The 24,802-nt window shown below is 41.2% G+C and carries 19 protein-coding genes; 12 read left to right on the top strand and 7 right to left on the bottom strand.

What is annotated here, in order from left to right; all coding sequences use genetic code 11:
• Positions 1–167: 167 nt before the first annotated feature.
• A complete protein-coding gene (locus H6G83_RS12640; RefSeq protein WP_190472210.1) occupies positions 168–1,550 on the bottom strand; it encodes a hypothetical protein in 1,383 nt (460 codons plus the stop codon).
• 214 nt (positions 1,551–1,764) lie between these two features.
• On the opposite strand from H6G83_RS12640, the gene H6G83_RS12645 reads away from it, so the two are divergent.
• From H6G83_RS12645 to H6G83_RS12655, 3 genes are all read left to right on the top strand, one after another.
• Positions 1,765–2,016: a type II toxin-antitoxin system Phd/YefM family antitoxin gene (locus H6G83_RS12645; protein ID WP_190472213.1), complete on the top strand. Its 252-nt coding sequence runs from the start codon at positions 1,765–1,767 to the stop codon at positions 2,014–2,016.
• Positions 1,997–2,260 carry a Txe/YoeB family addiction module toxin gene (locus tag H6G83_RS12650; RefSeq protein ID WP_190472216.1) on the top strand — a complete coding sequence of 88 codons (264 nt, stop codon included), beginning with the start codon at positions 1,997–1,999 and terminating at the stop codon, positions 2,258–2,260. The genes H6G83_RS12645 and H6G83_RS12650 overlap by 20 nt, the downstream gene beginning before the upstream one ends.
• 367 nt (positions 2,261–2,627) lie before the next feature.
• Complete coding sequence (locus tag H6G83_RS12655) at positions 2,628–4,175, top strand: GAF domain-containing sensor histidine kinase (protein WP_190472219.1); 1,548 nt, start codon at positions 2,628–2,630, stop codon at positions 4,173–4,175.
• Positions 4,176–4,995: 820 nt separating this feature from the next.
• Here the strand turns inward: H6G83_RS12655 and thrC are convergent.
• Entirely contained in the window at positions 4,996–6,087 is a 1,092-nt protein-coding gene (thrC, locus tag H6G83_RS12660) for a threonine synthase (protein WP_190472222.1), read from the bottom strand.
• A gap of 445 nt (positions 6,088–6,532) precedes the next feature.
• Here thrC and H6G83_RS12665 point away from each other — a divergent pair, with 445 nt between their 5' ends.
• The 7 genes from H6G83_RS12665 (at position 6,533) to H6G83_RS12695 (ending at position 14,762) form a co-directional block, all read left to right on the top strand.
• Positions 6,533–7,984 (top strand): aminotransferase class I/II-fold pyridoxal phosphate-dependent enzyme, encoded by a 1,452-nt coding sequence (locus tag H6G83_RS12665; RefSeq protein WP_190472225.1) that lies wholly within the window; start codon positions 6,533–6,535, stop codon positions 7,982–7,984.
• 870 nt (positions 7,985–8,854) lie between these two features.
• Complete coding sequence (gene ntrB / locus H6G83_RS12670) at positions 8,855–9,676, top strand: nitrate ABC transporter permease (RefSeq protein WP_190472229.1); 822 nt, start codon at positions 8,855–8,857, stop codon at positions 9,674–9,676.
• A 227-nt stretch (positions 9,677–9,903) separates the two neighbouring features.
• Complete coding sequence (locus H6G83_RS12675) at positions 9,904–10,746, top strand: ABC transporter ATP-binding protein (protein ID WP_242044571.1); 843 nt, start codon at positions 9,904–9,906, stop codon at positions 10,744–10,746.
• Between the two features lie 49 nt (positions 10,747–10,795).
• Positions 10,796–12,100 carry a CmpA/NrtA family ABC transporter substrate-binding protein gene (locus H6G83_RS12680; protein ID WP_190472232.1) on the top strand — a complete coding sequence of 435 codons (1,305 nt, stop codon included), beginning with the start codon at positions 10,796–10,798 and terminating at the stop codon, positions 12,098–12,100.
• Positions 12,101–12,129: 29 nt separating this feature from the next.
• The gene (locus H6G83_RS12685; RefSeq protein ID WP_190472283.1) at positions 12,130–12,639 is read left to right on the top strand and encodes a pentapeptide repeat-containing protein; all 510 of its coding nucleotides are present in this window, start codon (positions 12,130–12,132) and stop codon (positions 12,637–12,639) included.
• Positions 12,640–13,008: 369 nt separating this feature from the next.
• On the top strand, positions 13,009–13,416 hold the full coding sequence (locus H6G83_RS12690; RefSeq protein WP_199328410.1) for a DUF3011 domain-containing protein: 408 nt from the start codon (positions 13,009–13,011) through the stop codon (positions 13,414–13,416).
• Positions 13,417–13,985: 569 nt separating this feature from the next.
• Positions 13,986–14,762: a uracil-DNA glycosylase family protein gene (locus H6G83_RS12695; RefSeq protein WP_190472235.1), complete on the top strand. Its 777-nt coding sequence runs from the start codon at positions 13,986–13,988 to the stop codon at positions 14,760–14,762.
• Between the two features lie 54 nt (positions 14,763–14,816).
• Here the strand turns inward: H6G83_RS12695 and H6G83_RS12700 are convergent, their stop codons facing one another.
• On the bottom strand, positions 14,817–16,982 hold the full coding sequence (locus tag H6G83_RS12700; protein WP_190472238.1) for a DEAD/DEAH box helicase: 2,166 nt from the start codon (positions 16,980–16,982) through the stop codon (positions 14,817–14,819).
• 243 nt (positions 16,983–17,225) lie between these two features.
• Positions 17,226–17,600, bottom strand: a complete 375-nt coding sequence (locus H6G83_RS12705) for a hypothetical protein (protein ID WP_190472241.1) — start codon at positions 17,598–17,600, stop codon at positions 17,226–17,228.
• 698 nt (positions 17,601–18,298) lie between these two features.
• On the opposite strand from H6G83_RS12705, the gene H6G83_RS12710 reads away from it, so the two are divergent.
• Complete coding sequence (locus H6G83_RS12710; RefSeq protein ID WP_190472244.1) at positions 18,299–19,591, top strand: type IV pilus twitching motility protein PilT; 1,293 nt, start codon at positions 18,299–18,301, stop codon at positions 19,589–19,591.
• Between the two features lie 190 nt (positions 19,592–19,781).
• Entirely contained in the window at positions 19,782–20,546 is a 765-nt protein-coding gene (locus H6G83_RS12715; RefSeq protein WP_190472247.1) for a circadian clock KaiB family protein, read from the top strand.
• A 251-nt stretch (positions 20,547–20,797) separates the two neighbouring features.
• On the opposite strand, the gene H6G83_RS34965 is transcribed toward H6G83_RS12715, so the two are convergent.
• The 3 genes from H6G83_RS34965 to H6G83_RS12725 all read right to left on the bottom strand — a co-directional run.
• Positions 20,798–21,016 carry a hypothetical protein gene (locus H6G83_RS34965; RefSeq protein ID WP_206758988.1) on the bottom strand — a complete coding sequence of 73 codons (219 nt, stop codon included), beginning with the start codon at positions 21,014–21,016 and terminating at the stop codon, positions 20,798–20,800.
• A 362-nt stretch (positions 21,017–21,378) separates the two neighbouring features.
• Positions 21,379–21,807, bottom strand: a complete 429-nt coding sequence (locus H6G83_RS12720; RefSeq protein ID WP_190472250.1) for a hypothetical protein — start codon at positions 21,805–21,807, stop codon at positions 21,379–21,381.
• Positions 21,808–22,363: 556 nt separating this feature from the next.
• A partial coding sequence (locus H6G83_RS12725; protein ID WP_190472253.1) for a Calx-beta domain-containing protein occupies positions 22,364–24,802 on the bottom strand: 2,439 nt, incomplete at its 5' end.

The raw sequence follows: 24,802 nt of genomic DNA on the forward strand, positions 1-24,802 counted from the left end.
ACCACAGAGACACAGAGACACAGAGGAAAGAGTATTTAAGGCGAACCCATGTTCGCCTTTTTTATTTCACGCAAAGGCGCAGAGGCGCAAAAGAAATAAGGAAAAGTAGGGTGGGCATTGCCCACCATCTGTTTATTAAGAAAATGTAAGATATGAATGATGAATAGTTATATTTGCAAAGGTGTTGATGGAATGATAAACATTAATTCTGCACCTTCGGGTTTTATTTCTGTAGATGGCGATAATTTTAGCCATTCATGAAAGCTAATACCAAGTTGAGAGATTGCCTGTATTTCTGTTTGATATGATTCAAAACGGTGATTAGTCTCTACCATAGATTCCATTACTTCTAACATTTGAGGAAGCCGTTTATCAGCTTCTCGTTTTAAATCATTGGAATTTGGGCCTAGCCATCCTCCTTGAACTTCAACGCGACTTAAAATTGCTGGTGGTAGTGATTCTACCCACTTATTAGGGTCTTGTGCTATTTTAAATAAGTTTTCACGCTGCATTTCAAATACCTCATTTTCAGCCAAACTTGGATCAATCCATTGGTAGATTCTGGTTAATCTTTGCAAATCAGTTTGACCCTTTAAATGAGGTTGTAAATATGCTGCGGGGTTAGAAGTCAGAAGAATATCAACATACTTTTGAATACGAGAACGGATAACTCTTGCGCCTTCTTGAAAACGACGTAATGCTGTTTCATGTTCTTCTAATTCTAAATAACAGCGTGCTTCGGCTAGATATGCTAAAGATAGAGTCAGAAGATATTCATCAGCAATTTGGCTCTGTTGTTCAATTTCAATATCGGTAAATTCTGTGTAAATATGTTCTGCTTCTAAAAATCTATTAATTGCTTGTAAAGCGCTACTTCTACGATTTTCAGCTTTCGTCATTGTAAAGGCATTAATTGCTAAGTCAATAGCAGCACGAAAATTAGCATAAAAACTTAGGTCTATTTTTCGATTTATTTTGGTTAGTAACTCTTGTGCTTCTTGTAGGCGTTGTTCTAGTTCCCTAAGACGCTGTGCTATGACAGCAAAGCCCATCACTGAAACACCAAGATTGAGTATGCTAGCAGCAGTTGTTACCTGTAAAATTCCTTGAGTCAATTGTAAATTCTGCCCTAGCTCCTGTAACTGATTTTCAATACTACCTAAACGTCCATTAACATCGGCTAAACCTTTTCCTGTTACAGCAGCGTTAGCAACACTTGCAACCAAATTAGCTCCTGAAACAGCAATGTTGCCTAAATTTGTTTGTTCAATTCCACCTAAACGCTCGTTGACATTAGCTAAACCCTTTCCTGTGACAGCAACGTTAGCACCTGATGTAACTAGATTTGCTCCTGAAAATATCAGATTGAGCAAATTGTTAGAGGAAGCGGTTGGTATTGGAGAATTATTAGGTATGCCTCTTAACCAAGTAACAACTTGTTTACTTGCTTTGTCTCGAATTACACCCCCAACCCGTTCAAAAGTTCCATCTGCTAATCCTTTGACAATCCAATCCGCAAGCATGAATGTTACTGTTACTGGTAAACTCACAATATTCTCCTCATTGCTCAACTTCAGCCGATGAATAACTACCTTGCATATAAGTAGCAGGTAGCTGTGCTTTAGTTAGTATTCCCAGTTTGGGTTGGAGTTTATCTCATGAATTAGGAAAGTAAAAAATACAGGGGAGAAAGAAAGCGATCGCCTAGTCATACTTCCTCCAAATAAAGTTACAATAATAAGTAGACGAGAGTGGATATAAACTATGCTGAGTGGGATTAAACAAAAAGCTATTGTGGGGAAAGACGGCAAAATTGAACTATCTGCAACTGAAATACCAGAAGGAACAGTTGTAGAAGTGATTGTATTAGTTGAATCTCCAACTCAAGAGGATGAAACTACATATCTTATGAAATCAGAAGCTAATAAAAAGCATTTGCTTCAAGCTGTAGAAAATGTAGAGAAAGGAAACTTAATTTATGTTGATTTAGATGAATATGAAAAAAGTCGCATTTGAGCCAGATGCTTTTGAACAACTAGGGCAGTGGGCAAACGAAGACAAGAAAATTTTCAAAAAAATATTAGAGTTAATTAAGGATATACAAAGAGAGCCTTTTTCTGGAATAGGGAAACCAGAACCTCTTAAATATGAGTTACAAGGCTATTGGTCAAGACGAATTACAGAAGAACATAGATTAGTTTACAAGGTAGCAGAAGACTTATTAATTATTTTGTCCTGTAAATATCATGACGATGAATAAGAGGTCATCAATTATTGACAGACTATTTCATATTTGTAATTTTGATGAAATATATCTAGTGACTTAGCATCGCACTCACGCTTGCCAAAGCCAAAATCACTTATTGTACCCATCTAAATATCAAAACTAACAGCATTTGCAATATAAAACCTAGCGAATAATTAGGTTAATATACTGTCGTACAATGATTACTGATAGGAGATAATACATAACTACCTATACTATTTTCTCAGGTGGAGAAAATTTTTGTTCCCAAACTGTTTATCAGCAGTCAAATTAGGGAATTATTAGGGATAGGAAATCATAACCCAATATTTAGTGGTTATATAAATTACATTATCGCGCATTTACTAAGGTAGCAGTGGCAATGTTAGAGCCGGAAAACAAATTGTTAGCCCTCAAGGATGGTTGGGTTTCTCACGACCCAAGAGAACAACAACGTCTCAAAGCAATATTAGAATTAGGTTTGCGACAACCAGAAACGATACCAGTCTTTGAAGAGGCGACTCAAACTGCTGCTCATTTTTTGGAAGCACCTATTTCTATTCTAGGTTTTATAGATCAGGAACGTCACTGGTTCAAATCGGCGGTAGGTTTATCTAGGCTAGGTTTGATGAATCAACTAGCTCAAAGTCGTCAGTTGTTGCGCCAGGAATCTTTCTGCACCCAAGTAGTAGAGAGTCATCAAATACTTGCCATCAATGATACCCAAAAAATTACTAGCCCCATACTTGCGACTGGTAAGTTGATCCAAGATTATGGCATTCGTGCTTATTTAGGCGCACCCTTAATTGATGCAGCTGGTAATTGCCTTGGTGCATTAGCCGTTATGGATCTAGTACCGCGCAATTTTACAAGCAGAGATATTGAATTTTTACAAATTATCGCCCGTTGGAGCATGAGCGAGTTTGAGCGTAACCGTCTACTCATGCAAGCCAAACCAGAAGCAAGTAGCTTCAAGAGCGCTCCCATGACTCTTCATGAAGAACCTAGTAATATTAAAGTTACATCACATAGCCCAGAAAAACGTTCTGATTCAACAAGGCAAGTCAAAATAGAACTTTTAGCCCAACTCACTCAAGAATTACGCACACCCTTAACATCTGTGTTAGGGATGGCAAGTGTTTTAGGGCGTGAGATTTACGGGCCGCTATCATCTAAGCAGCGAGAATATGTAGATATTATCCAACATAGTGGCAAATATTTACTTTCTCTAGTGAATGAAATTGCTGAACTAGGCGCAATAGATGAAAATGCCCATGTCATCAATCTTGCTCCTGTGGATATTGAAATGCTGTGCCAACAAGCTATCAATACTCTAGAAGAAGCGGCTAACCGTCGTGAACAAGATATTCGTTTGTCGATAGAACCAGGACGTAACCGTATTTGGGCTTTGGACAAGGACAAAGTGCGGCAAATATTGTATCACTTGATTTTTAGCGTGGTTCAATTGTCGGCTACTGGCAGTATTGTGCGTATTCATGTTTCATATAAAGAAGATACGCTGAATATTACTATTTGGGTTTCTCACCCTTGGTTAGGAGACGGTATTACTGACGTTGACCCTTACTTACGCCTCAATTCAATGTCTCTGATGGATTTTAGCAGCGAAGCAGCTATTTACAATATGCCGCCTGAACTTCATGAGGAAGTGGGAAGTGTACCAGTTACTATAGAAAAATTACAAACTTTAACTGATTCCTCTTCTGATATCTTGGCTGTAGATGTTAATGGTAATCCCACCAAATCCAAAGGCACTTTGTCTCGTGAAAGTTTAGGTCTATTGTTGAGTTGTCAGTTGGCAGAGCTGCACGGAGGACAAATTACCGTTCAAGGTTCGCCAGAAGTAGGACATCGCTATGTAGTGAGCTTACCCTTACAGTTAACTACAAATTCAGAAGTTAGCGAAATTTAACAAAAACTATAGCAAAGTGCTGATACCAATTCTCTATAAACAGGACTTACGCACCAATGTTATCTGTTAAGACTGGGTGTAAGGGTGTAAGGGTGTAAGGGTGTAGGTTTTGAAGGCTTACCCCCCTACACCCCTCTCTTACAAAGTTCTGATGCCTTCTCTTTCAGAGACGCTACCGCGAACGGCGGGCTGCGCCAACGGAGGAAGCCTCCGCTCAGACTTTGCGCTATACCCCTATACCCTTGTCCAAACCCTTGATTTTTCGTTTTCATGCGTAAGTCCTAATAAAGTTGCAGCCAAAAATTGTGTAGAGACGTTGCATACAACGTCTCTACTACGCCACAAGCTATAGCAGGGGACAGGTGATAGGGGACTCTTGTCAGGGCTGAAAGCCTTTGAAATTAAAGGTTTTAAAATTGTATGATGTCCTAACCTATGCTTCGACTGCTATACATCAAGAAACGGTATGAGTTGTTGGTGCTGAGTACTGAATGCTTAAGCGCGGTAGCGGGGCGTTCAACCTGGGCTGAGTTAGAATTTCAGGACTTACGCACCAAGGTTATCTGTTGAGACAGGGTGTAGGGGGGTAAGGGTGTAAGGGTGTAAGGGTTTTAAAGATTTACACCCCTATACCCCTCTCTTACAAAGTTCTGAGCGCCGGAAACCGGCGCTCAGACTTTGCGCTATACCCCTACACCCTTGCCCAAACCCTTGATTTTTCGTTTTTATGCGTAAGTCCTAAATTTCTTTCCTCGCTCCTGTGTACCTCTGCTTCCCTGAGTTTTCCCAGTACCCAGTACCAAATCCCCAGTACCCTATACTAAAATCCCATCGCCTTGGCTACAGATCCTAAGTCTGCCTCAATGCCTTGTTTAAATTGGCTGTTGCTGTGCTTAATTGCTGTATCTGGGTCTTTGAGACCGTTACCTGTGAGGATACATACTACTGTTGCGCCTGTGGGTACTTGGTCTTTGACTTTCAATAAGCCGGCGACGGAGGCGGCGCTGGCGGGTTCGCAGAAAATGCCCTCTGATGAGGCTAACAGGCGGTATGCGTCGAGGATTTCTGCGTCGGTGACGGCGTTAAAGTTGCCCTGGCTGGCTGTTTGGGCGGCGATCGCTTTATCCCAGCTAGCGGGGTTGCCGATGCGGATGGCTGTGGCGATGGTTTCGGGATGGGCTACAGGTTGTCCATTGACTAGGGGGGCTGCACCTGCGGCTTGGAATCCCATCATTCGGGGTAGGCGATCGCATTTCCCGATTTGATGATATTGACAAAAACCCATCCAGTATGCTGTGATATTCCCTGCATTGCCTACGGGGATACATAACCAGTCTGGGGCATTCCCTAAAGCATCGACAACTTCAAAGGCTCCTGTTTTCTGCCCTTCCAAACGGTAGGGGTTGACTGAATTGACTAGGGTGATGGGATAGCTTTCCGCCATCTCGCGGACAATTTCTAAGGCTCTATCAAAGTTACCTTTAATTGCCAAAACTTCCGCGCCATACAATAGTGCTTGGGCTAACTTACCCAAGGCGACATAACCATCGGGAATTAAAACAAAAGCTTTCATCCCTCCACGCCTGGCGTAAGCGGCGGCGGCGGCTGAGGTATTCCCTGTACTTGCACAAATTACCGCTTTGGCTCCAGCTTCCTTAGCTTTGGAAATCGCCATAGTCATCCCCCTGTCCTTGAAACTGCCAGTGGGGTTAAGACCATCGTATTTCACATACACCGTGACTTGTCTACCGATACGTTCTGCGATCGCTGGCACAGGAATTAGGGGAGTGTTACCTTCTAACAAAGTTACAACTGGTGTTTTCTCGCTGACAGGTAGATACTCACGATAGGCTTCTATCAGTCCGGGCCAGGGTTGGCGATAAGATTTAGCAACAGACAAGCTCAAAGTCACGGGATTTAAGTCTTTTTCGCTAAGGATGGGATATGGAAAATTTTAATTAAGTGGAAAGGTTAAAGAAACAAATTTTTGGCAACTTTTCTTTCCAGAAGATTAATATTATCTCTTTTTGTCCAAGTCTTCCACTGCTTCTTTAATAAATGTTAAGTTTAGCGCCAATTGGTCAGGTGACAGTTGACAGTTGACAGGTGACAGTTGTTATTCTCCCCTGCTCCCTTTTACCCTCCTGGGAGGACAGGGTGGTTTCATACAACTACTTTGCTTAAAGCCAAAAATCAAATTTGCGTCCTACTCAACATTTTGACGTATCCTCAAAAGCATAGACTTTCAACCACTAACCGACATATTCAATATCAGACTTTCATTCACCCCTACACTAAAACTAGTATTTGGGAGCGAATTGTCAAAAATCTGCCCTTGAAAGCCCAGCCCCCGAAAAATGCTCAATCAAAACCAAACACCTCTAGTTGATGCGATAAAGGCTTGTGCAGCGCGTTCTCATGCGGCTTTTTACACTCCCGGACATAAGGGAGGGAGGGGAATTGCACAATCTTTGGCTGATTTGCTGGGTAATTCTGTGTTTGCGGCTGATTTGACAGAGTTGGCAAATTTGGATAATCTATCAGCACCGCAGGGTGTGATTCAACAAGCGCAGGAGTTAGCGGCGGCGGCGTTTGGGGCGGGGCGGACTTGGTTTTTGGTGAATGGTTCTACTTGTGGGGTAGAGGCGGCTATTCTAGCTACTTGTGGCGCTGGGGATAAAATTATTTTGCCTCGGAATGTGCATTCATCTGCGATCGCCGGTTTAATTGTCTCTGGTGCTATGCCAATTTTCCTTAATCCTGAATATGACCCAGTTTTAGATATTGCCCACAGTATCACACCCGATGCTGTACAAGCTGCTTTGCAACAACATCCTGATGCTAAGGCGGTGTTGACGGTATATCCTACATATTACGGCGTATGTGGGGATTTAGAAGCGATCGCCCAAATCACCCATCAATACAATATCCCCTTACTTGTAGATGAAGCCCACGGCGCACATTTCACTTTTCACCCAGAATTACCTACCTCAGCTTTAGCCGCAGGAGCAGATTTAACTGTACAGTCAACTCACAAGGTACTGGGTGCAATGACCCAGGCTTCCATGCTGCATATCCAAGGCAATAGGATAGATGTTGATAAAGTGAGTAAGGCTTTGCAGTTGTTACAGTCAACCAGTCCCAGTTATGTACTTTTGGCTTCCTTGGATGCGGCGCGTCAGCAAATGGCTGTGTTTGGTAAAGAGTTGATGTCTCGTACTTTACATCTGGCGAATGAGGCGAGGGAAAGAATTAGTCAAATTGCTGGGTTATCGGTGCTGCATTCTCACAGGATATCACCAGGGTTTGCGGCTTTGGATCAAACAAGGTTAACTGTCACTGTTTCCGGTTTGGGTATAACTGGGTTTGCGGCGGAAGAAATTTTAGATGAAAAGCTGGGTGTGGTGGCGGAGTTTGCCAGTTTGCAACATCTCACCTTTATCATTAGTTTGGGAAACAAGCCTGCTGATATTGAGCAGTTAGTTCAAGGGTTCACTCAATTGGTGGAAATAACTCCAACTTACCCCCAAGTAAATAGGGAAATTGAGACTAATTTCGCTTATTTTCGGGAACTTTCGCCCCGTGAAGCTTTTTTTGCTGATAGTGAGATATTACCTGTGGAACAGACAGGCGATCGCATTTGTGCCGAAATAGTCTGTCCTTATCCACCGGGAATCCCCGTTATTATGCCAGGGGAAGTGATTACAAAACCAGCCCTGGAATATTTGCAACATATTCAAAGCTTAGGTGGATTTATCACAGGTTGCGCTGATACCAGTCTGCGTAGTTTAAAAGTTGTTAAAAAATGACATTTTAATTTAACGTGAGTTCGACCAACGTTGTTTTGACCTCACCCCCAACCCCTCTCCTACGAGGAGAGGGGAGTAAGACGTTCAAGAAGGCAGTCCGGCTTGAGGCAGAGGGCAGGAGGAACCAATTGGAAGGGGATTGTGACCCCTCCCAATTGGAAGCTCCCAAATCAAAGATATGTCCGGGGCTTGTGACCCTTACTCCTTTCAGTCGTGGGCAGAGGGCAGGAGACATTCCTCCTGCCTCCTGCCTCCTGCCCTCTGCCTTTTCCGGTGAATAAAAATCTTGTAATTGGGTAGACATTTGTAGGGGCGGGTTAATCAAATATCATCAACAATTAACGATGATCCCGGTGAACCCGCCCCTACCGAGTCTCATAGGCTCCAAGCATAGGCTATTTTTTGGATATAGAAGGTTTTCCTAATTCACTAGGACTTACGCATGAAAACGAAAAATCAAGGGTTTTGACAAGGGTATAGGGGTGTAGGGGGGTAAGCCTTCAAAACCTACACCCTTACACCCTTACACCCTTACACCCAGTCTTAACAGATAACATTGGTGCGTAAGTCCTGTTCACATCAGACGTAAGTTAATTTTCTGTTCTCATTCATCTTCTGTACAGTTCATTAACTAGGAGTAATCAAGCTTTTACAAAATAAACCCTCAATTAAATATTAATTTTTGTAACATTTAATGAAATTATATTAAAATTATATTATTTTTTACTAGACTAATAAATCTTTCCTCCGTGTTAACACGGAGGAAAGATTTGGGAAAAAATGAATTACTTTTTTACAGGTTTTAGATTATCAAAGTTTGCTGATTTTTGTTTTTTAGGTTAATCATAATTAGTTACTTAACTATAAGAAATGTATACACCAGCCAATTATCAAAATTTTCCGCAGCAGATAGTAAAAGCCACTTATCAAAAACTAAAGCAGTTATTGCCGTCTATTTTTGGTATTTTTATATTTTTAACTCTCTGGCATTTTTTAAGCTTGCGCCCCAATACAACTTTGCCTTCACCCTTGACAGTTGTCACCGATACTTGGGATTTAATTAAAGACCCTTTTTTCCAGAAAGGAGGGAATAATAAAGGTTTCTTCTGGCTAATTATGGCAAGTCTCAGGCGAGTTGTAGTTGGTTATTTTTTGGCAACAGTTATAGGTATTCCCATCGGTTTTATTATTAGCCTCAATAGCTTTTGTCGAAAAGCGGTAGACCCACTGATACAGTTATTGCGCCCTGTTGCTCCCTTGGCTTGGCTACCTTTAGCGCAAGCAGTATTTCTCAAACCCAATCCTTCAGCTATTTTTGTAATTGCGATAACTGCCATTTGGCCGATTATTTTAAATACAGCTTTGGGTGTAAAACTTATACCTAAAGATTATATTAATGTAGCTAAGTTAGTAGGTTTATCACCATTAGAAAACTTTTATAAAATTCTCCTACCCGCAACGTTACCTTATATATTTACAGGATTAAGAATTGCTATTGGTTTATCATGGTTAGCAGTTGTTGCCGCCGAAATGTTGCTTTCCGATGATGGCATTGGCTTTTTTATTGTTGATGCTTACAACAATGCAAATATTGAGGAAATGATTTTAGCAATTATATATTTGGGTGGCGTTGGCTTGGTGCTAGACAAAATTATGGCATTTATCGCCGAGAAAGTGACACCTCAAGAGTAATAGGACTTACGCAAGTGTCATAACCAAACTAACTGTAGGGTGCGTCAGCCCCAATAATTTCGTACAGATTCAGGACTTACGCAAGTGTCACAATTGGTGGTTGGTGCGTGACGCTACAAGTCTCATTACTACGTTCAAATCTTTTCGCAGCGTCACACACCCTACAGAAAAAATCTGCCAGTTGCGTAATTCCTGTTAAAGAATAATCAATTTTTTAAGTAAATACTATGTCTAATTTTGTAGAAATCAGGGATATCAACAAGGAATTTGTTGAGAATGGAAACAAGAATATTGTTCTCAAAGATGTCAACTTAGAAATTCAACAGGGAAGTTTTGTATCTTTGATAGGACATTCTGGCTGTGGTAAATCTACGCTGTTAAATATCGTAGCTGGTTTAGAGAAACCGACTCAAGGTCAAGTGCGAGTGGATGGTCAAATAGTCAAAAGACCATACCGCGATCGCATGGTAGTCTTTCAGAATTACTCCCTGTTACCTTGGCTAACTGCTTGGGAAAATGTGGCTTTGTTCGTTGATAAAGCCATGCCGCGAAAATCCAAAAACGAACGCCGAGAAATTATCTCCTCGCACCTAGAGATGGTTGGTTTAAAAGATGCAGTTCATAAAAAGCCCTCACAACTGTCAGGAGGGATGAAACAACGAGTCGCCCTAGCCCGTGCTTTAGCTGTTCAACCCAAACTACTCCTCCTCGATGAACCATTTGGCGCACTAGATGCCCTCACCCGTGGTTCATTGCAAGCAGAATTAATGCGTATCTGTGACATCTACCACATCACAACTATCATGGTGACTCATGACGTAGATGAAGCATTATTACTCTCAGACCAAGTAGTAATGTTAAAAAATGGCCCAGCCGCCACCATCGGTCAAGTCTTAGATATCCCCTTTGAACATCCCCGTTCCCTAGAAATTAGAGACACCCCCAAATACCACCACCTACGCCACGAATTAATGCAATTCTTGCAAGGTCAAGAAATGGGGGGGATGAGGGAGAAACCCACCCCTAGCCCCTCCCTGGAGGGGAAAAGGGAGATGAGGGAGACAAGGTAAACAGAAGTTCTTTCCCCAGTCCCCAGTCCCCAGTCCCCAGTCCCTAACTATGGCAAAATTTAACAGAAGACAATTTATCACAACTGCTGGCGCTGCTGTCCTCACACACACCCTCAGCAACTCCACTAATTCCACCGTTGCCAAAACCCAATTAAATTCAGGTGTTTACGCTGGTTATAGTGACAGCCCAGAAGTCACAACAGCCACACTCGGCTTTGTACCTGTCACCAGTGGCTGTCCTTTGATTATCGCTCAAGCTAAAGGCTTTTTTGCTAAACATGGTCTGCCTGATATTCGTGTCGTCAAACAACCTTCATGGGCAGTGATGCGCGACAAACTTATGTTAGGTGCTGCTGATGAAGGCTTAGATGGCGGTCATCTCCTGTTTCCTATGGTTTACCTCATGGCTACCGGGGAAATTACCTACGGGCGCAAAATTCCTATGTACATTTTGGCGAGGATGAATGTCAATGGTCAGGGAATATCTGTTGCCAATACTTACAAAAATTTAAACTTGAGTCTAGATAGTTCTGCCTTAAAATCAGCCTTTGCCCAAAAAACCCAAGCAGGGGAAACGGTGCGTTGTGCAGTTCCCTATCGCCGAGTCACTGGTGATTTTTTCTTGCGCTGGTGGTTGGCTTACGGTGGAATTGACCCTGAGCGTGATTTATCAATCATCGTTATTGCACCCCCACAGATGGTTGCAAGTATGCGTAGCGGTAGCATGGAAGCTTTTTGCGTGGTTGACCCTTGGCATCATCGCCTGATCAAACAAGGTCTTGGTTATTCGGCTGTGACAACTGGGGAGTTGTGGCATAATCATCCAGAAAAAGCCTTCACAATGCGGGCTGAGTGGGTGGATAAATATCCCCAGGCGGCGAAAGCCATGCTGGCGGCATTTTTAGAGGCACAAATTTGGTGTGACCAGCCAGAAAATAAAGCTGAATTATTTGAGATTGTGTCACAAAGGCAATGGATTGGGGTGAAAAGTGAGTTGATCCGCGATCGCCTTTTAGGTAAATTTGATTATGGTAACGGGCGGGTAGTGGAAAATAGCCCCCACGCCATCAAATACTGGCGTGACAGTGCTTCATATCCTTACAAAAGCCATGATTTATGGTTTTTAACTGAAGATATGCGCTGGGGTTATCGTTCCCCCGATTTTGAAACTAAACCCCTAATTGATACCGTTAACCGGGAGGATATATGGCGAGAAGTTGCTAAATTAATTGGTCAAGAGTCAGCAATTCCCGCTAGTACATCACGGGGCGTTGAGAAATTCTTTAACGGTTTAGAATTTGACCCAGAAAATCCCCAAGCCTATCTCAATGCTCCCAAGATCAGGATAATGTGATGGTGGAAGATTCGCCGGGTAAAAGTAGTATGATGAAACTTAAGATTCCACAACTTAGCCTCAGTATACTGAGCTTATTACTTTGGGGGGTACTTGGCATCATGGCGATCGCCAATTTCACACCCCCAGCATTAGCACTTGATTACAACAAAGAAATCTTAATTGAAGCCGACTTTTCTGGACGTGATTTAACAGACTCTAGTTTCACCAAAGCCAACCTACGCCAGAGCAACTTTAGCAACTCAAATTTAACAGGTGTTAGCTTCTTCGCCGCCAACTTAGAAGCAGCCAACCTAGAAGGAACAAACCTCACCAACGCCACATTAGACTCAGCTCGTCTCATCAAAACTAACTTAACAAACGCCATCTTAGAAGGAGCGTTTGCCGCCAACGCCAAATTTGACGGGGCGATAATTGACGGTGCAGACTTCACTGATGTCCTCCTACGTCCAGACGAGCAGAAAAAACTCTGTAAAGTTGCCAAAGGTACTAATCCCACCACAGGACGAGACACCCGCGATACATTATATTGTCCTTAGCTTAGAGTCTACTGTAGGGTGGGCAATGCCCACCACATTCTGATTAATATCAGTTTTCATAACCAAAATAGGACTTACGCATAAAAACGAAAAATCAAGGGTTTGGGCAAGGGTGTAGGGGTATAGGGGTATAGGGGTGTAAATCTTTAAAACCCTTACACCCTTACACCCTTACCCCCCTACACCCTGTCTCAACAGATAACCTTGGTGCGTAAGTCCTGCAAAATAAGAAAATATGACTTTATTCATAGCTGATTCATGACTTTTTTCCTAGTTTGCCCATTCAGCTCTAATTTTATGATTAATATGGGTTGATTTAGCTAAAATCAACCTGTTTTGATGGTATGTTAATTCAGGAGCATAATTACTATGGTTACTCGTCTTGCAAAAATGGTTACTAGTCTGGCGATCGCTAGCATTAGCATTGGTAGCCTTTTGAGCTTTGCTCCCCCAGCTTCAGCTCAACAAATCATAACTTGTGAAAGCCAGAATAATCGCAGAAACACTTGTGCTATACCCCCAACAGGCAGAGTGAGGCTCATCAGGCAATTATCTGATGCTGACTGTAGAGGGAATTGGGGTTTCACCCGCAATCGTATTTTCGTCAGAAATGGTTGTCGAGCTGAGTTCTCTGTAGGCAATTCTCGATTTTACAGAAATGGCAGATACGACAGAGATGGCAGATACGGCAGAGATGATAGATACGACAGAGATGATAGATACGACAGAGATGATAGATACGACAGAGATAACAGATACGACATATATCCCAGGTAAGACAGTTATCGAAAATTTGGGTTGAAAACCCCGTCCTTATAGGACGGCTTTTGGTAGAATATGGTTGTGGAAGGGTAATCAACCACTGAAAAAACCCTATTGCTGCCTAATACGCAGAAGCTGAACCTTGACAAATGAATCTTGCTGGTTCTACTTCGTAGTTCTAGTATCACCTGGAAGTAGGTAAAAGATTTACAGGTACTAGACGAACAGCATTGTACAGAAGCGATTAATCGCTTCTCTACCAAACAAATATTGCACACTGTGCAACTATGGTCGGGCAGACCAAAAGTTAACGCTTGGGGAGAGAACCACCTCTGGCACAAGATACCGCAAGGAATCGGGCGCTAAGTGGACTCATTGAACCAAGAATCCCCTGCCTTTTTAAGCAAGTGAGCGAAAGCGAAACTTGGTTAGGCAGGGGAGTGTCAAACTTTCTATTTGAGTTCGTAGTAAGGACTTTAGTCCTTCCTGCTACCCTCAAAGGTTGGAATAAGTTACTGCCATCTCACCCATAATATATATAACTTCACACCTTAATGGCAGTAACATATTAATTACTACTAAATATGTCTCAATATTTGTTTTCTCAATTCAAAAATAATGAGTTTAAAAATTTATATCACCAATTAGCTCAAGTTTTTACTATTTCACAAAATCAGATATCTGAATTTTATGAAACGATGCGGAAAGAGTTTGAGGAAGAAGGATGTACTAAACACACTTTTTCTAGAAATATCTTTCATTCATCTAATGAAAGCTTTCAGCAATTGTATGATAATGCTTGGATAATCGGAGTTGATATTCCCAGCATACTTGAACGAAATGACCAAACTTTAAATAAAAAGACAATTGCTATACTAGGGCAAGACCCTCGAAGGCAAAGTGATACAAGAGTAGAAGAAATTGAAATTGCTACACCATACGCTCTACATTCAAAGTATTGCCGTGAAAAACATCACAGCACAAGACTTTATTTTGATCTAATTCAGGTTTTACTAGATAACGGATACCGTGTTTATTTGACAGATGTGTTGAAAATTTGGATTAGTCAGGATAATAATGGTAAGCATAGCATTCCTCTGATAAAACAGGAGCGAGAGCGATTCAGAAAAATTTTGCAACTAGAGTTAGAGATATTTGAGCCTCTTGCTGTTATTACTTGGGGAAAAGTAGCAAATAAAGCAGTCCATAGCCTAGACTCTAGCATCAAACATCTTGAGTTTCCACATCCTAGTCCTGCAAATCATCACAGTTGGACTAAGATAATGGGTAAACCCTCAACAAGAACCAATCGTATAGAATATTGGCAAGAAGAAGTTTTGCCTTTACTCAACAATTTATAGACTAGTTTACTTTTCTTTATTGTTGAAGATTATAGGCGATCGCTGTTTTAGATTCTACTTATCTAATACTAGCCTAACTTCATCCATATCTAGATGATCGTAAACAAAAGCCTTGCGTAAAAGCGAATGCGGAATAAACTCATCATACTTTTGCATTTCTGGCGCTTCCGCAGAACTTACCAAAGCCTCACTCATAATTCTCTGTTCACACAAAGAAACAATCTCTTGCTGCAAATATTTATATTTACCCTTACCTAACTTAACCGTCAAATAATAAGGATTAACTCCGCCAATACTGCTAATTTCCAAAGATTCTCGACAAAAAGTATTCAGTAACCTTTCCAAAGTACGGTAAGCCACAGTACCCAGCCAAGGAAAAATACAACATTTATTTTTTTCTAACTGCACAATTTGCTGTTTATCTAACTCAAATTTATTTACTAATTCACGCACTTTTCTTAAACGTAGAACAGCATTCTTTTGCAAATAACTATATTCTATATCTTCCAATAAAACCCGGCGCATTCTCTGCAAAACCTTAGTGTGAATTGTCCCACCACCACCGCGCCAATAACTTGTAGCTTTACCTTCCACTTGCTTAACTATAATGACTCTTTTTTTAAAGTCAACTTCTGTAACTTCCCATGTCATCCCCGCTAAAGCAAATTGACTACCAACAATAGGCGGTGTGACAACACTCCCAATTTCTTTCGTACCTTGCTTCACAGTATATTCTTTATTCTCGGCGAAGACAGCATAAAATTGAAATTTACCTACTATTCTTTCCCCCGCTAAACCCAGAATTAATTTATTTTCTTCAGTATGTTGAATATGACCAATATCAATTAAATAACATAACAGTAACTTATAATCTTCTGGCGAAATAGCAGCAAAAGGAGACAGACTCAAAACTTGTTTAGCTAAAGCCGCAGGCGAAATTGCTCCCGCCGCTACCAATATACTCATGGTCTGGTGATATAACAAACTCAAAGGATATTTAATCGGCTTAATTGGTTCAATCCATCTTTCTTCTAAATATAGTTGAATAATCGCTATACATTGTAAAAGTTGCCAAGGAATTTGCTCAGGTAAAGATGCTTCTGCTGCAAATTCATCCTCAGCGCAAACAAAGCGCATATCAGCCGCTTCACCTCTTCTCCCCGCACGCCCCAAGCGTTGTAAAAAACTCGCTACAGATAAAGGTGATTCTAATTGTATCACTCGTTCCAAATGACCGATATCTATACCTAATTCTAAAGTGAGAGTAGCCGCAGTCACTGCCGGACTGTGAGGTTCTCGCATGGCATTTTCTGCCGCTTGTCGTAAGCTAGCAGAAATACTTCCATGATGCACATGATATATATCTGGCTGTGCTTTTTGGCTAGCAATGCGTCGCAAAGCTGCAATGATTGATTCAGTTTGTGTACGATTGTTTGCGAAAATTAAACATTTGCGTGATTCACTCAGATTAAAAATGTATTGCTCGTAGGCTGTGGCTTCAGATTCATCTACATCTTTCTTAATATAAAAGTGTTCTAAAGCTAATTTGATTTGCCGTTTTCCCGCCTCAACCTTTGGTGTTATCACTTGTCTATCAGTTCCAGAACGCAACCACTCTTGCGCCATCGAATAATCACCTAAAGTTGCTGATAAACCAATGCGACGGGGTTGGGTTTTCGTCAATTGTGCCAAACGCTGCAATTGGCAAATAATCTGACAACCACGTTCTGAACCCATAAAAGCGTGAATTTCATCAATAATCACAAACCTTAAATCGCCAAACAGACGTAATATTTCTTTATGTTTATTAACTAATAAACTTTCCAAAGATTCTGGCGTGATTTGCAGAATACCTTGAGGATTTTGTAGAAGTTTATTTTTGCGACTTTGCGCTACATCACCATGCCAATGATAGACAGGGATGTTAGCTGATTTTAATAAATCGTTAAGCCGTGCAAATTGGTCATTAATTAAAGCTTTAATTGGCCCTATATATAATGCACCTATACTATTTGCCGGGTTGTTATGTAGGAGAGTTAAGACTGGTAAAAAAGCCGCCTCTGTCTTCCCCGCCGCCGTAGCAGCAGTAATTAATAAATGCGCGTCCGTGTCAAACACTACTTCACAAGCCGCCGTTTGAATAGGTCTTAATTCAGTCCACTGATGATGATAAATATATTCTTGAATAAAAGGTGCGAGTCTGTTGAAGGCGTTAGTCATTGGTCAGTTATCAGTTATCAGTTATCAGTTGTCAGTTATCAGTTATCAGTTATCAGTTATCAGTTATCAGTTATCAGTTATCAGTTATCAGTTGTCAGTTATCAGTTGTCAGTTGTCATTAGTTTCTTTCCCTCTTCCCCCTTCCCCTTTCCCCTTTCCCCCTTCCCCAGTCCCCAATATAGCCATGAAAAAACCCGGCTTGACCGGGCAGATGTACTGTTTGTCGAATTTGTGGTTAGAAATTTACAGGTTGATGTCGCAAGTTAAAGGGCAAGAAGCGTAAACGGTGCTTTGCAATTGTTCTTCCTCTCCGTGCAACCAACTTAACCATTTGATTTCTTTGGGGTGTACACCTTTGACTGTCAATACACCAGCAGCTAACAAAACTGCCATGACATTAAACATAATCAAGCCGCCTGCTACAAATAAAACTGCACTAACAGGCATTACAGATTGCAACACAATTGACAACAGACATCCGACCGTAGCCATCAAAACCACTAATGGAAAACCCACAACCAACAAGCACACTGCCAGCGTAAAAGTCCATATCAAGAAGCTCTTGATAACTAACAAGGAGTAGGTTTTTTCGAGATTAGCACTCTGAGCCGAAACCATGACTTTTCCTCCTAAATTCACAGCAAGTTGCGATTCAGTAATATTTCGCTTATATAAAATAAACTGAATACTTCAATGAAGTTTCAGTATATAAAACCAATCTGAGAAAATGAGCATTTATTTATTAAACTTTACAATTAATTTTTTTCAATGATAAATGTAAAGCTGGATTTACATTTCATGATTTATCTAGCTTTCGGTATCTATCTGGAGAAGTAGAATACAAAAACTCTGACCCAAAAAGTTTACTGCAAACTCTTTACTTAGATTTTGCTTAACATTTCTTATGAAAGTTCCTCTTGTTTCTCATAATTCTCTGGTGGCGCTAAACAAGTTATGCACAGATAATTTGGCTGTTAATTGCTAGCTATTTTTGGCGAACTCAGCTTTGAGTTTCTCATTTACGCCGATGGAATTGACCTCAAATAAGTTAAAAGTATAAATAACTACGTATATTTATGAGTGTTTTTGCTGATGCTGTGCTGGGAAAGCTTAGGTTAAACAAGTTTATATGGATTTATAATCCCTTTTTTATTTTATGGTTAAAAAAATTACATAAGCAAAAATATCATTGTAACAAAATGTAAATAGGAAATTTTCAGCAAATCGGCTTTTTTCATGCCGCTTGCCAAAGCTATTAGCACTCTAAGGTGATTTTTTGCTGTTTCCAGTTGATTACCACAAAAACATAAAGTTATATGACAGAATCCCACTCTCTATCTGGTTCTAATTCTGTGACTGCGCGTAACATCCCGCCAATCCCACCGCCACCGCCACCGCCACCACCATCGTTAATTACCCAACGTCAACATACCCAAACGTTGGATATGTCAGAAGTTAATAGAAGCGCTAATGCTGCACCGCCGCCGCCTCCTCATGCGGCGCATCGTCCAGGGACACCACCACCAATCTCTACGCCAGATAGCGATACGCCTTTAACTTTGGCGCGAATTATCAGGGAGGCTTTTGATAATGGCTTTTCTGATATTCACTTAGGTGTTGGTGAAATACCAAGATTCCGTAACCGAGGCGAGATTAGCCCAACTGATTATCCCGAAACTGACAAAGAGGCTTTTATGAGTTGGTTACGGGAAATCATGACTGAGCCAGAAATTCAACGCTTCCAAGAACATTTAGAATTTGATGGTGCAACTCAGTATGAATTCGCCCGTGTACGGATTAATGTCTTTGACTCTCTCAAAGGCTATGCAATGGTGCTGCGGTTGATTCCACTGAAAATCTTATCTATTGATCAGTTGAGATTACCGCCAATATTTCGGGATATTTGCCACTATCACAAGGGTTTAATTTTGGTGACAGGGCCGACTGGTTCTGGTAAATCAACGACGATGGCGGCGATGATTGATTATATCAATCGCGAGATGCCTAAGCACATTATCACGATTGAAGACCCAATAGAATTTGTTCACCAAAGTCGCAAGTCGTTGGTGAAGCAACGGGAAGTGGGAATGCACACCCGCAAATTTGATAATGCTTTAAAAGCAGCTTTGCGGGAAGACCCAGATTTGATTCTGGTGGGGGAAATGCGGGATAAGGAAACGGTGAATACTGCATTGAAGGCGGCGCAGACTGGTCACTTGGTAATGGGAACTCTGCACACGAATAGTGCGGTGAAAACTATTGAACGGATTCTAAATTTGTATTCTGGTGAAGAACAGGATGCGATGCGAGTGGCGCTAGCGGAGTCTTTGGTAGCTGTTATTGCACAAGGTTTGTGTCGGACAACTGACGGTAAGCGGGCTGCTTTCCACGATATCCTCATTAATACGGAAGCGGTTAAGGAATGGGTTAAAGATGGTAAATATGATGAAATTACTGAGCTGATGAAGCAAGCTAGTTTTGATGGGATGATTACGATGAATCAGTCTTTGTACAATCTCTATCAAGATGGACGGATCACGGAAGAAACGGCTTTGGAGATGTCACCAACTCCTAACGAAATGGCTCAGTTTCTCCGAGGTCGGGTTTAGGGACTGGGGAAAAGGGGAAAGGGGGAAAGGGGAAGGGGGAAGGGAGAAAGGGGAAGGGTAGAAGCCTTTGCCCTTTTTTCTTTGTGGAGACTTGTTAATATTATTTAGTTTAGGTTTTGTACTTTGGACTGTTGACTGTTGACTATGGACTGTGGACTATTGACTATGGACTGTTGAGTTTTGGGATATCGTGGCTAAATCGACTCTAGAAAATTTATCGATACCTGAGTTATATAAGGGTATTGCCCTGTTTACGCCTGGAGGCGATTTAATTTACTGCATTGACCCTCACAAACAAGGTCGATGGCATTCGCATTTGTGTGCAGCTTTGCAGGAGATTTTAGACTTACCGGAACCGCCTCATTTTCTAGTACCTTGCTACACTGCAACGGTTGACCATTGGTTAGATACTCAAACTCAGCAGGTAAAAGTTTTTGCGGAAGCTTCTCCAGCAGTGTTGAAGCATCAAGCGGTGCTGAACGCGATTTTCAATACGGGTGACTTGGTTTGGCAACCTGCTCCTTGGCAAGAGGGTTCTTGCGATCGCCTGGTATTATCAACTTATCGCTCTTCGTTTCCCCAACTTTGGGAAGACCACGATTTAATTGTTAACTTAGACCTTTCCCAACAGGTTCCTAAATATCATCCACCGGCTATGACGGTACAAAAGACGCAACTGAAAACATATGTTCTGCGTTTGTTTGTTGCTGGACACAGTGCTAATACGGAACGGATCTTGAAAAATCTCCATGAACTGTTGGAGCGATCGCTAGGCTATCCTTACACTATGAAGGTGATTGATGTTTTGACTAATCCCGAACAAGCAGAAATTGACCAAGTTTCCGCAACTCCTACCCTAGTTAAGGTTTGGCCTCTGCCAATTCGCCGCATGGTTGGTGATTTAGACAACGCCGATAAAATCTTACAAATGTTAGGGGCGATAGAGCAAACTTAGATAGGGGACAGGTGACAGGTGATAGGTGACAGGCTGAAAATCTGCTTGCTATAGGAATCCGATTTGATTTATGAAAAAATCTCGGTATATGTAGTATCTGTAGGGCGCTGCACTGCCCACCATATCATGGCTTTGGTGGGCAGTGCAGCGCCCTACCTATATTTCAAAAATCAAGTATGAGTCCTATAGGATTGTTAATTTATCTATGTCCTCATCTAAATCAAAGTCTAATTTGGGGTTTGAAAACACACCTAATCTCTCTCTAAGACATTTTTTAGGGAACTCTGCTTTTGTGTTAAATATTCCTTAATTTCTGTCTGACTTAGCCTTCTAATTTTTGCTTGCGGTCTAATTTTTTGTAGGAAACCGTTCTGGCTGCAATAGGAAGCACTGATTTTCCTATATACGTAAGCAGTAGTCATACCAGAGAAACAAAAGTATTCTCCTGTACGTAGTTGTTGAAATGTCATAAAGGCATTTTGAGTTACCTACTTATTTTATACTTATCTTTACTTTTTGGCTTGAATAATGAAAGTTAAGCTTTTCTATAAGAGGTTATTTATAAAGTAAAAATAAAATTCTTTTAGGGTATGTTAGGCGCAGACTTTGGCTATAGGTTCTCATGAAAAATATTATAGAAGCGCCTCAACACCATCTGATCTAGCGGTGCGTGATGACTATCTGCCTCAGCACCAAATTAACTAAAATTTGGCAACAGTATTATTATTGTGGTGGGCATTGCCCACCCTACTCTACCTAAAGAATTAAGAATTGATGGCAATTTTCCCAAATTCAGTAACCAACAATTCCTCAAAACCATTTTGAATTGGTATTAGTATCTGCTACTGGGTAGAAGTAAAATATCTACAAGTTCACCCACTGTTAAACCCCAACCCGCTAAAACAGTTAAAATCCAAAACGAATCTATTTTTTTAAAGCCAGCAAAACGTAGTTCTAAATCGGCTAAAAGAGTAGTGGCTATGGGTATGAGAAACAAGCTCAATAATACTGACCAAGTTGCAACTAAAGCAATAGATGCGCTTAATAATATGACTACTACCAGAGTGCGAGAGCCAAAAGAAACTAAACCTTCTAACCAAGAAATACTTCTACGAACTACAGTTATAGCAACAGTAGCAATAAACGCTCCTACTAACCAAACAATGTGATGCGCTGCTAGATACCAGCCTAAAAGAGCGTAAGCTAGCCACAGGAGTACCAAAGGTAGCAGAGGAATTTTTTGAAAATAACCTATATTCATACTGTTTTGATAGTTGTAAAAATATTAGCCAAATGCTTATACTTTAATAAAATTACAATATATAGATTACTTGCTTCAAGGAAGATTCGTTAGAACTGATTATTCTAACTTTAGATAAATTTAAATAAATTAATCATGTTTAAACAAAAAATAATATTTGGTTACAAAAAAACTCAGCCGCTATAATAAGTCAGGACTTACGCAAGTGTCACAATTGGTGGTTGGTGCGTGACGCTACAAGTCTCATGACTACGTTCAAATATTATCGCTCCTCACACACCCTACAGAAAAAATATGCCAGTTGCGTAAGTCCTATAAGTTTTTTACTTGTGGCTGTCTAACTAAATAAAATATATAACTTGAAAGTTTAAGAGGCTATTTATAAAGTAAATCTCAAAGCGAGAAAAACGAGCTATGACAAGGATAAGATACAGAAATTTGATGAGGAGCAACAGCAGACTAAATTCAACAAGCGATGTCTACTAAAGGCTACACCTACGCTGCAAAAACAAGACACCCGACTTTGTGGAAAAGTCGGGTATTTATAACTAAGTAATTAAGCAATTAAACTGAAATCGCTACTACTCAAAGTAATATCAGGATTACCTAAACTGGCAAACTCAAACACTGTACTTGTACCCAAAAGACTACCATCCTGGTTGTAGAACAAGCTCCCACTACTTTGGCTAAAGACAATACGCGCACTACTAGCGTTGACAAATTCATTATCACTGACAACCGCAAAATCAGTTAAAGTTTGTCCCACACCATTAGTAATTGCATTAAAAGTAGCTTTACTCAACACAATTTTGTCTTGTCCCACCTCAAACAGGCTAATGTAATCAACCCCTAAACTAGAACTAAAGACACCACTAGCTTGGAATAAATATTGATCGTTACCAGCACCGCCTGTCAAAATATCATCCCCTAGTCCACCCCAGAGGGTATCATTTCCTGCTAACCCTTGCAGTTGGTCATTTCCACTACCACCAGCAAGGATATTATTTAAGGCATTACCTGTCAAACGGTCATTACCTGTACCGCCTGTAGCATTTTCGATGACGTTGTTAGCAGAGAGAATTAGCTTGAGATTGCTATTCACTGTTTGTGATGTAACTACACCCAGGTTTGCTTGGACAGCTACAGTAGTACCACTGAAGTTAATAGTATCAACACCACCTGTAGCGGTTTCAACAATTGTGTCAGTTCCCAGAGCAGTATTGGCTACGAAAGCATAAGTATCATTGCCATCTGCACCAGAGAGAGTATTATTGGCACTATTACCTGTAATGATGTTATTTCCGGCATTACCTGTACCGTTAATAGCTGCTGTTTCTGTGAGAGTGAGATTCTCGACGTTGGTTGGCAGAGTGGTAGTCGAAGAACTTGAGAGAGTATCGGTGATAGTTGTAGTAACAGTACTCGTACCCAAGCTGGCATTAGTGGGAGAAGTTAAGCTGAGTGTAAAGGTTTCATTTGCTTCATTGGTGGAATCATTGAGAATGGGGATATTAATGACTTTACTAGTTTCCCCTGGGTTGAAAGTTAGAGTTCCAGTTGTGTTGGTATAGTCTACTCCTGCTGTAGCTGTACCATTAGCAGTGGCATATTGCACAGTGATAGTTTGGCTACTGGCTTGGGACAGACTAACTGTATAGGTGGCGTTTTGAGGGCTAGTTAAGCCTTCGACTATGGTTTGGCCAGCATTAAGATTTATGGTAATGCCGGAGGGATCATCATCAGTAATGGTTCCGGTAACAGGTGTTGTCGTGCCGATGGTGTAACCTGTACCGCTTGCTACCGTCAAAGCAACGGTTTCATTACTTTCATCGGTGGTGTCAGCCGTGGGGTTAATAGTCAGGATGGCTGTACTTGCACCCGCAGCAAAGGTAATTGTACCTGTGGTATTGGTGAAACTGGCTGCACCGCTTTGAGTGTAGTCAGTGTTGAAGGTAGCTGTACCAGCCACTCCAAAGTTAATGGTTAAGGTGTTAGCAGTACTTCCTGTGCGGGTAAAGGTGTAAATCAGATTGGGAGTACCGTCTTCAGTCACGCTACTGGGAGAGACGGCTAGGGTAATAGAGGGTAAAACAGTGCCGATGGTGATAGTTTGATCTAAAAATTGTACTTGTTCGATGTCATTCAATATATCTACACCATCACGATTAGACACTGTATCGGTAATTGTAAATACCCCATTTGTACTTGTAATTTGATATTCGGAACGATTACCTGAATAAACAGCGATATCATTACCCGCACCACCGTAGAGGGTATCATTACCCGCTCCTCCTGATAATCTGTCATCCCCTTGTTCCCCAAACAAACGGTCATTACCACCATTACCTTGAAGAGTGTCATCACCTAAACCACCAAACAAATCATCATTGTTGTTTGTACCTGTGATATTGTCATTTACCACTGCCGTACTGAAAATGAAATCCGTGGTTAGCAGTTGGGTTTTACTAAAGCCATTGATTTTTAGTTGGTAGTTACCACTGGAGATGTTGTTGAAGCGTGCCGCAATGGTGGCAATTCCGGCTGAGTCATTATTCAGGAGTAGTTGCAGGGTATTGTTGTCGCTGATGCCCACAGTTCTCAGATCGATTTTGTCTTGTCCCTGGACAAAATCTGCAACTACATCCACAGACTGGGACGATGTGGCAGTGTTGAAGGTCTCGAACACAAACACGTCATTACCCGCACCACCATAGAGAGTATCATTATCAAATCCGCCTAATAATCTGTCATTCCCTTGTTCCCCAAACAAACGGTCATTACCACCATTACCTTGAATAGTGTCATCACCTAAACCACCAAACAAATCATCAATGTTATTTGTGCCTGTGATATTGTCATTTACTACTGTCGTACTGAAAATGAAATCCGTGGTTAGCAGTTGGGTTTTACTAAAGCCATTGATTTTTAGTTGGTAGTTACCACTGGAGATGTTGTTGAAGCGTGCCGCAATGGTGGCAATTCCTACTGAGTCATC

The organism is Anabaena azotica FACHB-119, assembly GCF_014697625.1.
GTDB classification, from domain to species: Bacteria; Cyanobacteriota; Cyanobacteriia; order Cyanobacteriales; family Nostocaceae; genus Trichormus; species Trichormus azoticus_A.

Excerpts from the sequence above, each read along its gene's own strand:
- H6G83_RS12645 (WP_190472213.1), top strand. The coding sequence starts at position 1,765 with ATGCTGAGTGGGATTAAACAAAAAGCTATTGTGGGGAAAGACGGCAAA.
- H6G83_RS12650 (WP_190472216.1), top strand. The coding sequence starts at position 1,997 with ATGAAAAAAGTCGCATTTGAGCCAGATGCTTTTGAACAACTAGGGCAG.
- H6G83_RS12655 (WP_190472219.1), top strand. The coding sequence starts at position 2,628 with ATGTTAGAGCCGGAAAACAAATTGTTAGCCCTCAAGGATGGTTGGGTT.
- H6G83_RS12665 (WP_190472225.1), top strand. The coding sequence starts at position 6,533 with ATGCTCAATCAAAACCAAACACCTCTAGTTGATGCGATAAAGGCTTGT.
- ntrB (WP_190472229.1), top strand. The coding sequence starts at position 8,855 with ATGTATACACCAGCCAATTATCAAAATTTTCCGCAGCAGATAGTAAAA.
- H6G83_RS12675 (WP_242044571.1), top strand. The coding sequence starts at position 9,904 with ATGTCTAATTTTGTAGAAATCAGGGATATCAACAAGGAATTTGTTGAG.
- H6G83_RS12680 (WP_190472232.1), top strand. The coding sequence starts at position 10,796 with ATGGCAAAATTTAACAGAAGACAATTTATCACAACTGCTGGCGCTGCT.
- H6G83_RS12685 (WP_190472283.1), top strand. The coding sequence starts at position 12,130 with ATGATGAAACTTAAGATTCCACAACTTAGCCTCAGTATACTGAGCTTA.
- H6G83_RS12690 (WP_199328410.1), top strand. The coding sequence starts at position 13,009 with ATGGTTACTCGTCTTGCAAAAATGGTTACTAGTCTGGCGATCGCTAGC.
- H6G83_RS12695 (WP_190472235.1), top strand. The coding sequence starts at position 13,986 with ATGTCTCAATATTTGTTTTCTCAATTCAAAAATAATGAGTTTAAAAAT.
- H6G83_RS12700 (WP_190472238.1), bottom strand. The coding sequence starts at position 16,982 with ATGACTAACGCCTTCAACAGACTCGCACCTTTTATTCAAGAATATATT.
- H6G83_RS12705 (WP_190472241.1), bottom strand. The coding sequence starts at position 17,600 with ATGGTTTCGGCTCAGAGTGCTAATCTCGAAAAAACCTACTCCTTGTTA.
- H6G83_RS12710 (WP_190472244.1), top strand. The coding sequence starts at position 18,299 with ATGACAGAATCCCACTCTCTATCTGGTTCTAATTCTGTGACTGCGCGT.
- H6G83_RS34965 (WP_206758988.1), bottom strand. The coding sequence starts at position 21,016 with ATGACATTTCAACAACTACGTACAGGAGAATACTTTTGTTTCTCTGGT.
- H6G83_RS12720 (WP_190472250.1), bottom strand. The coding sequence starts at position 21,807 with ATGAATATAGGTTATTTTCAAAAAATTCCTCTGCTACCTTTGGTACTC.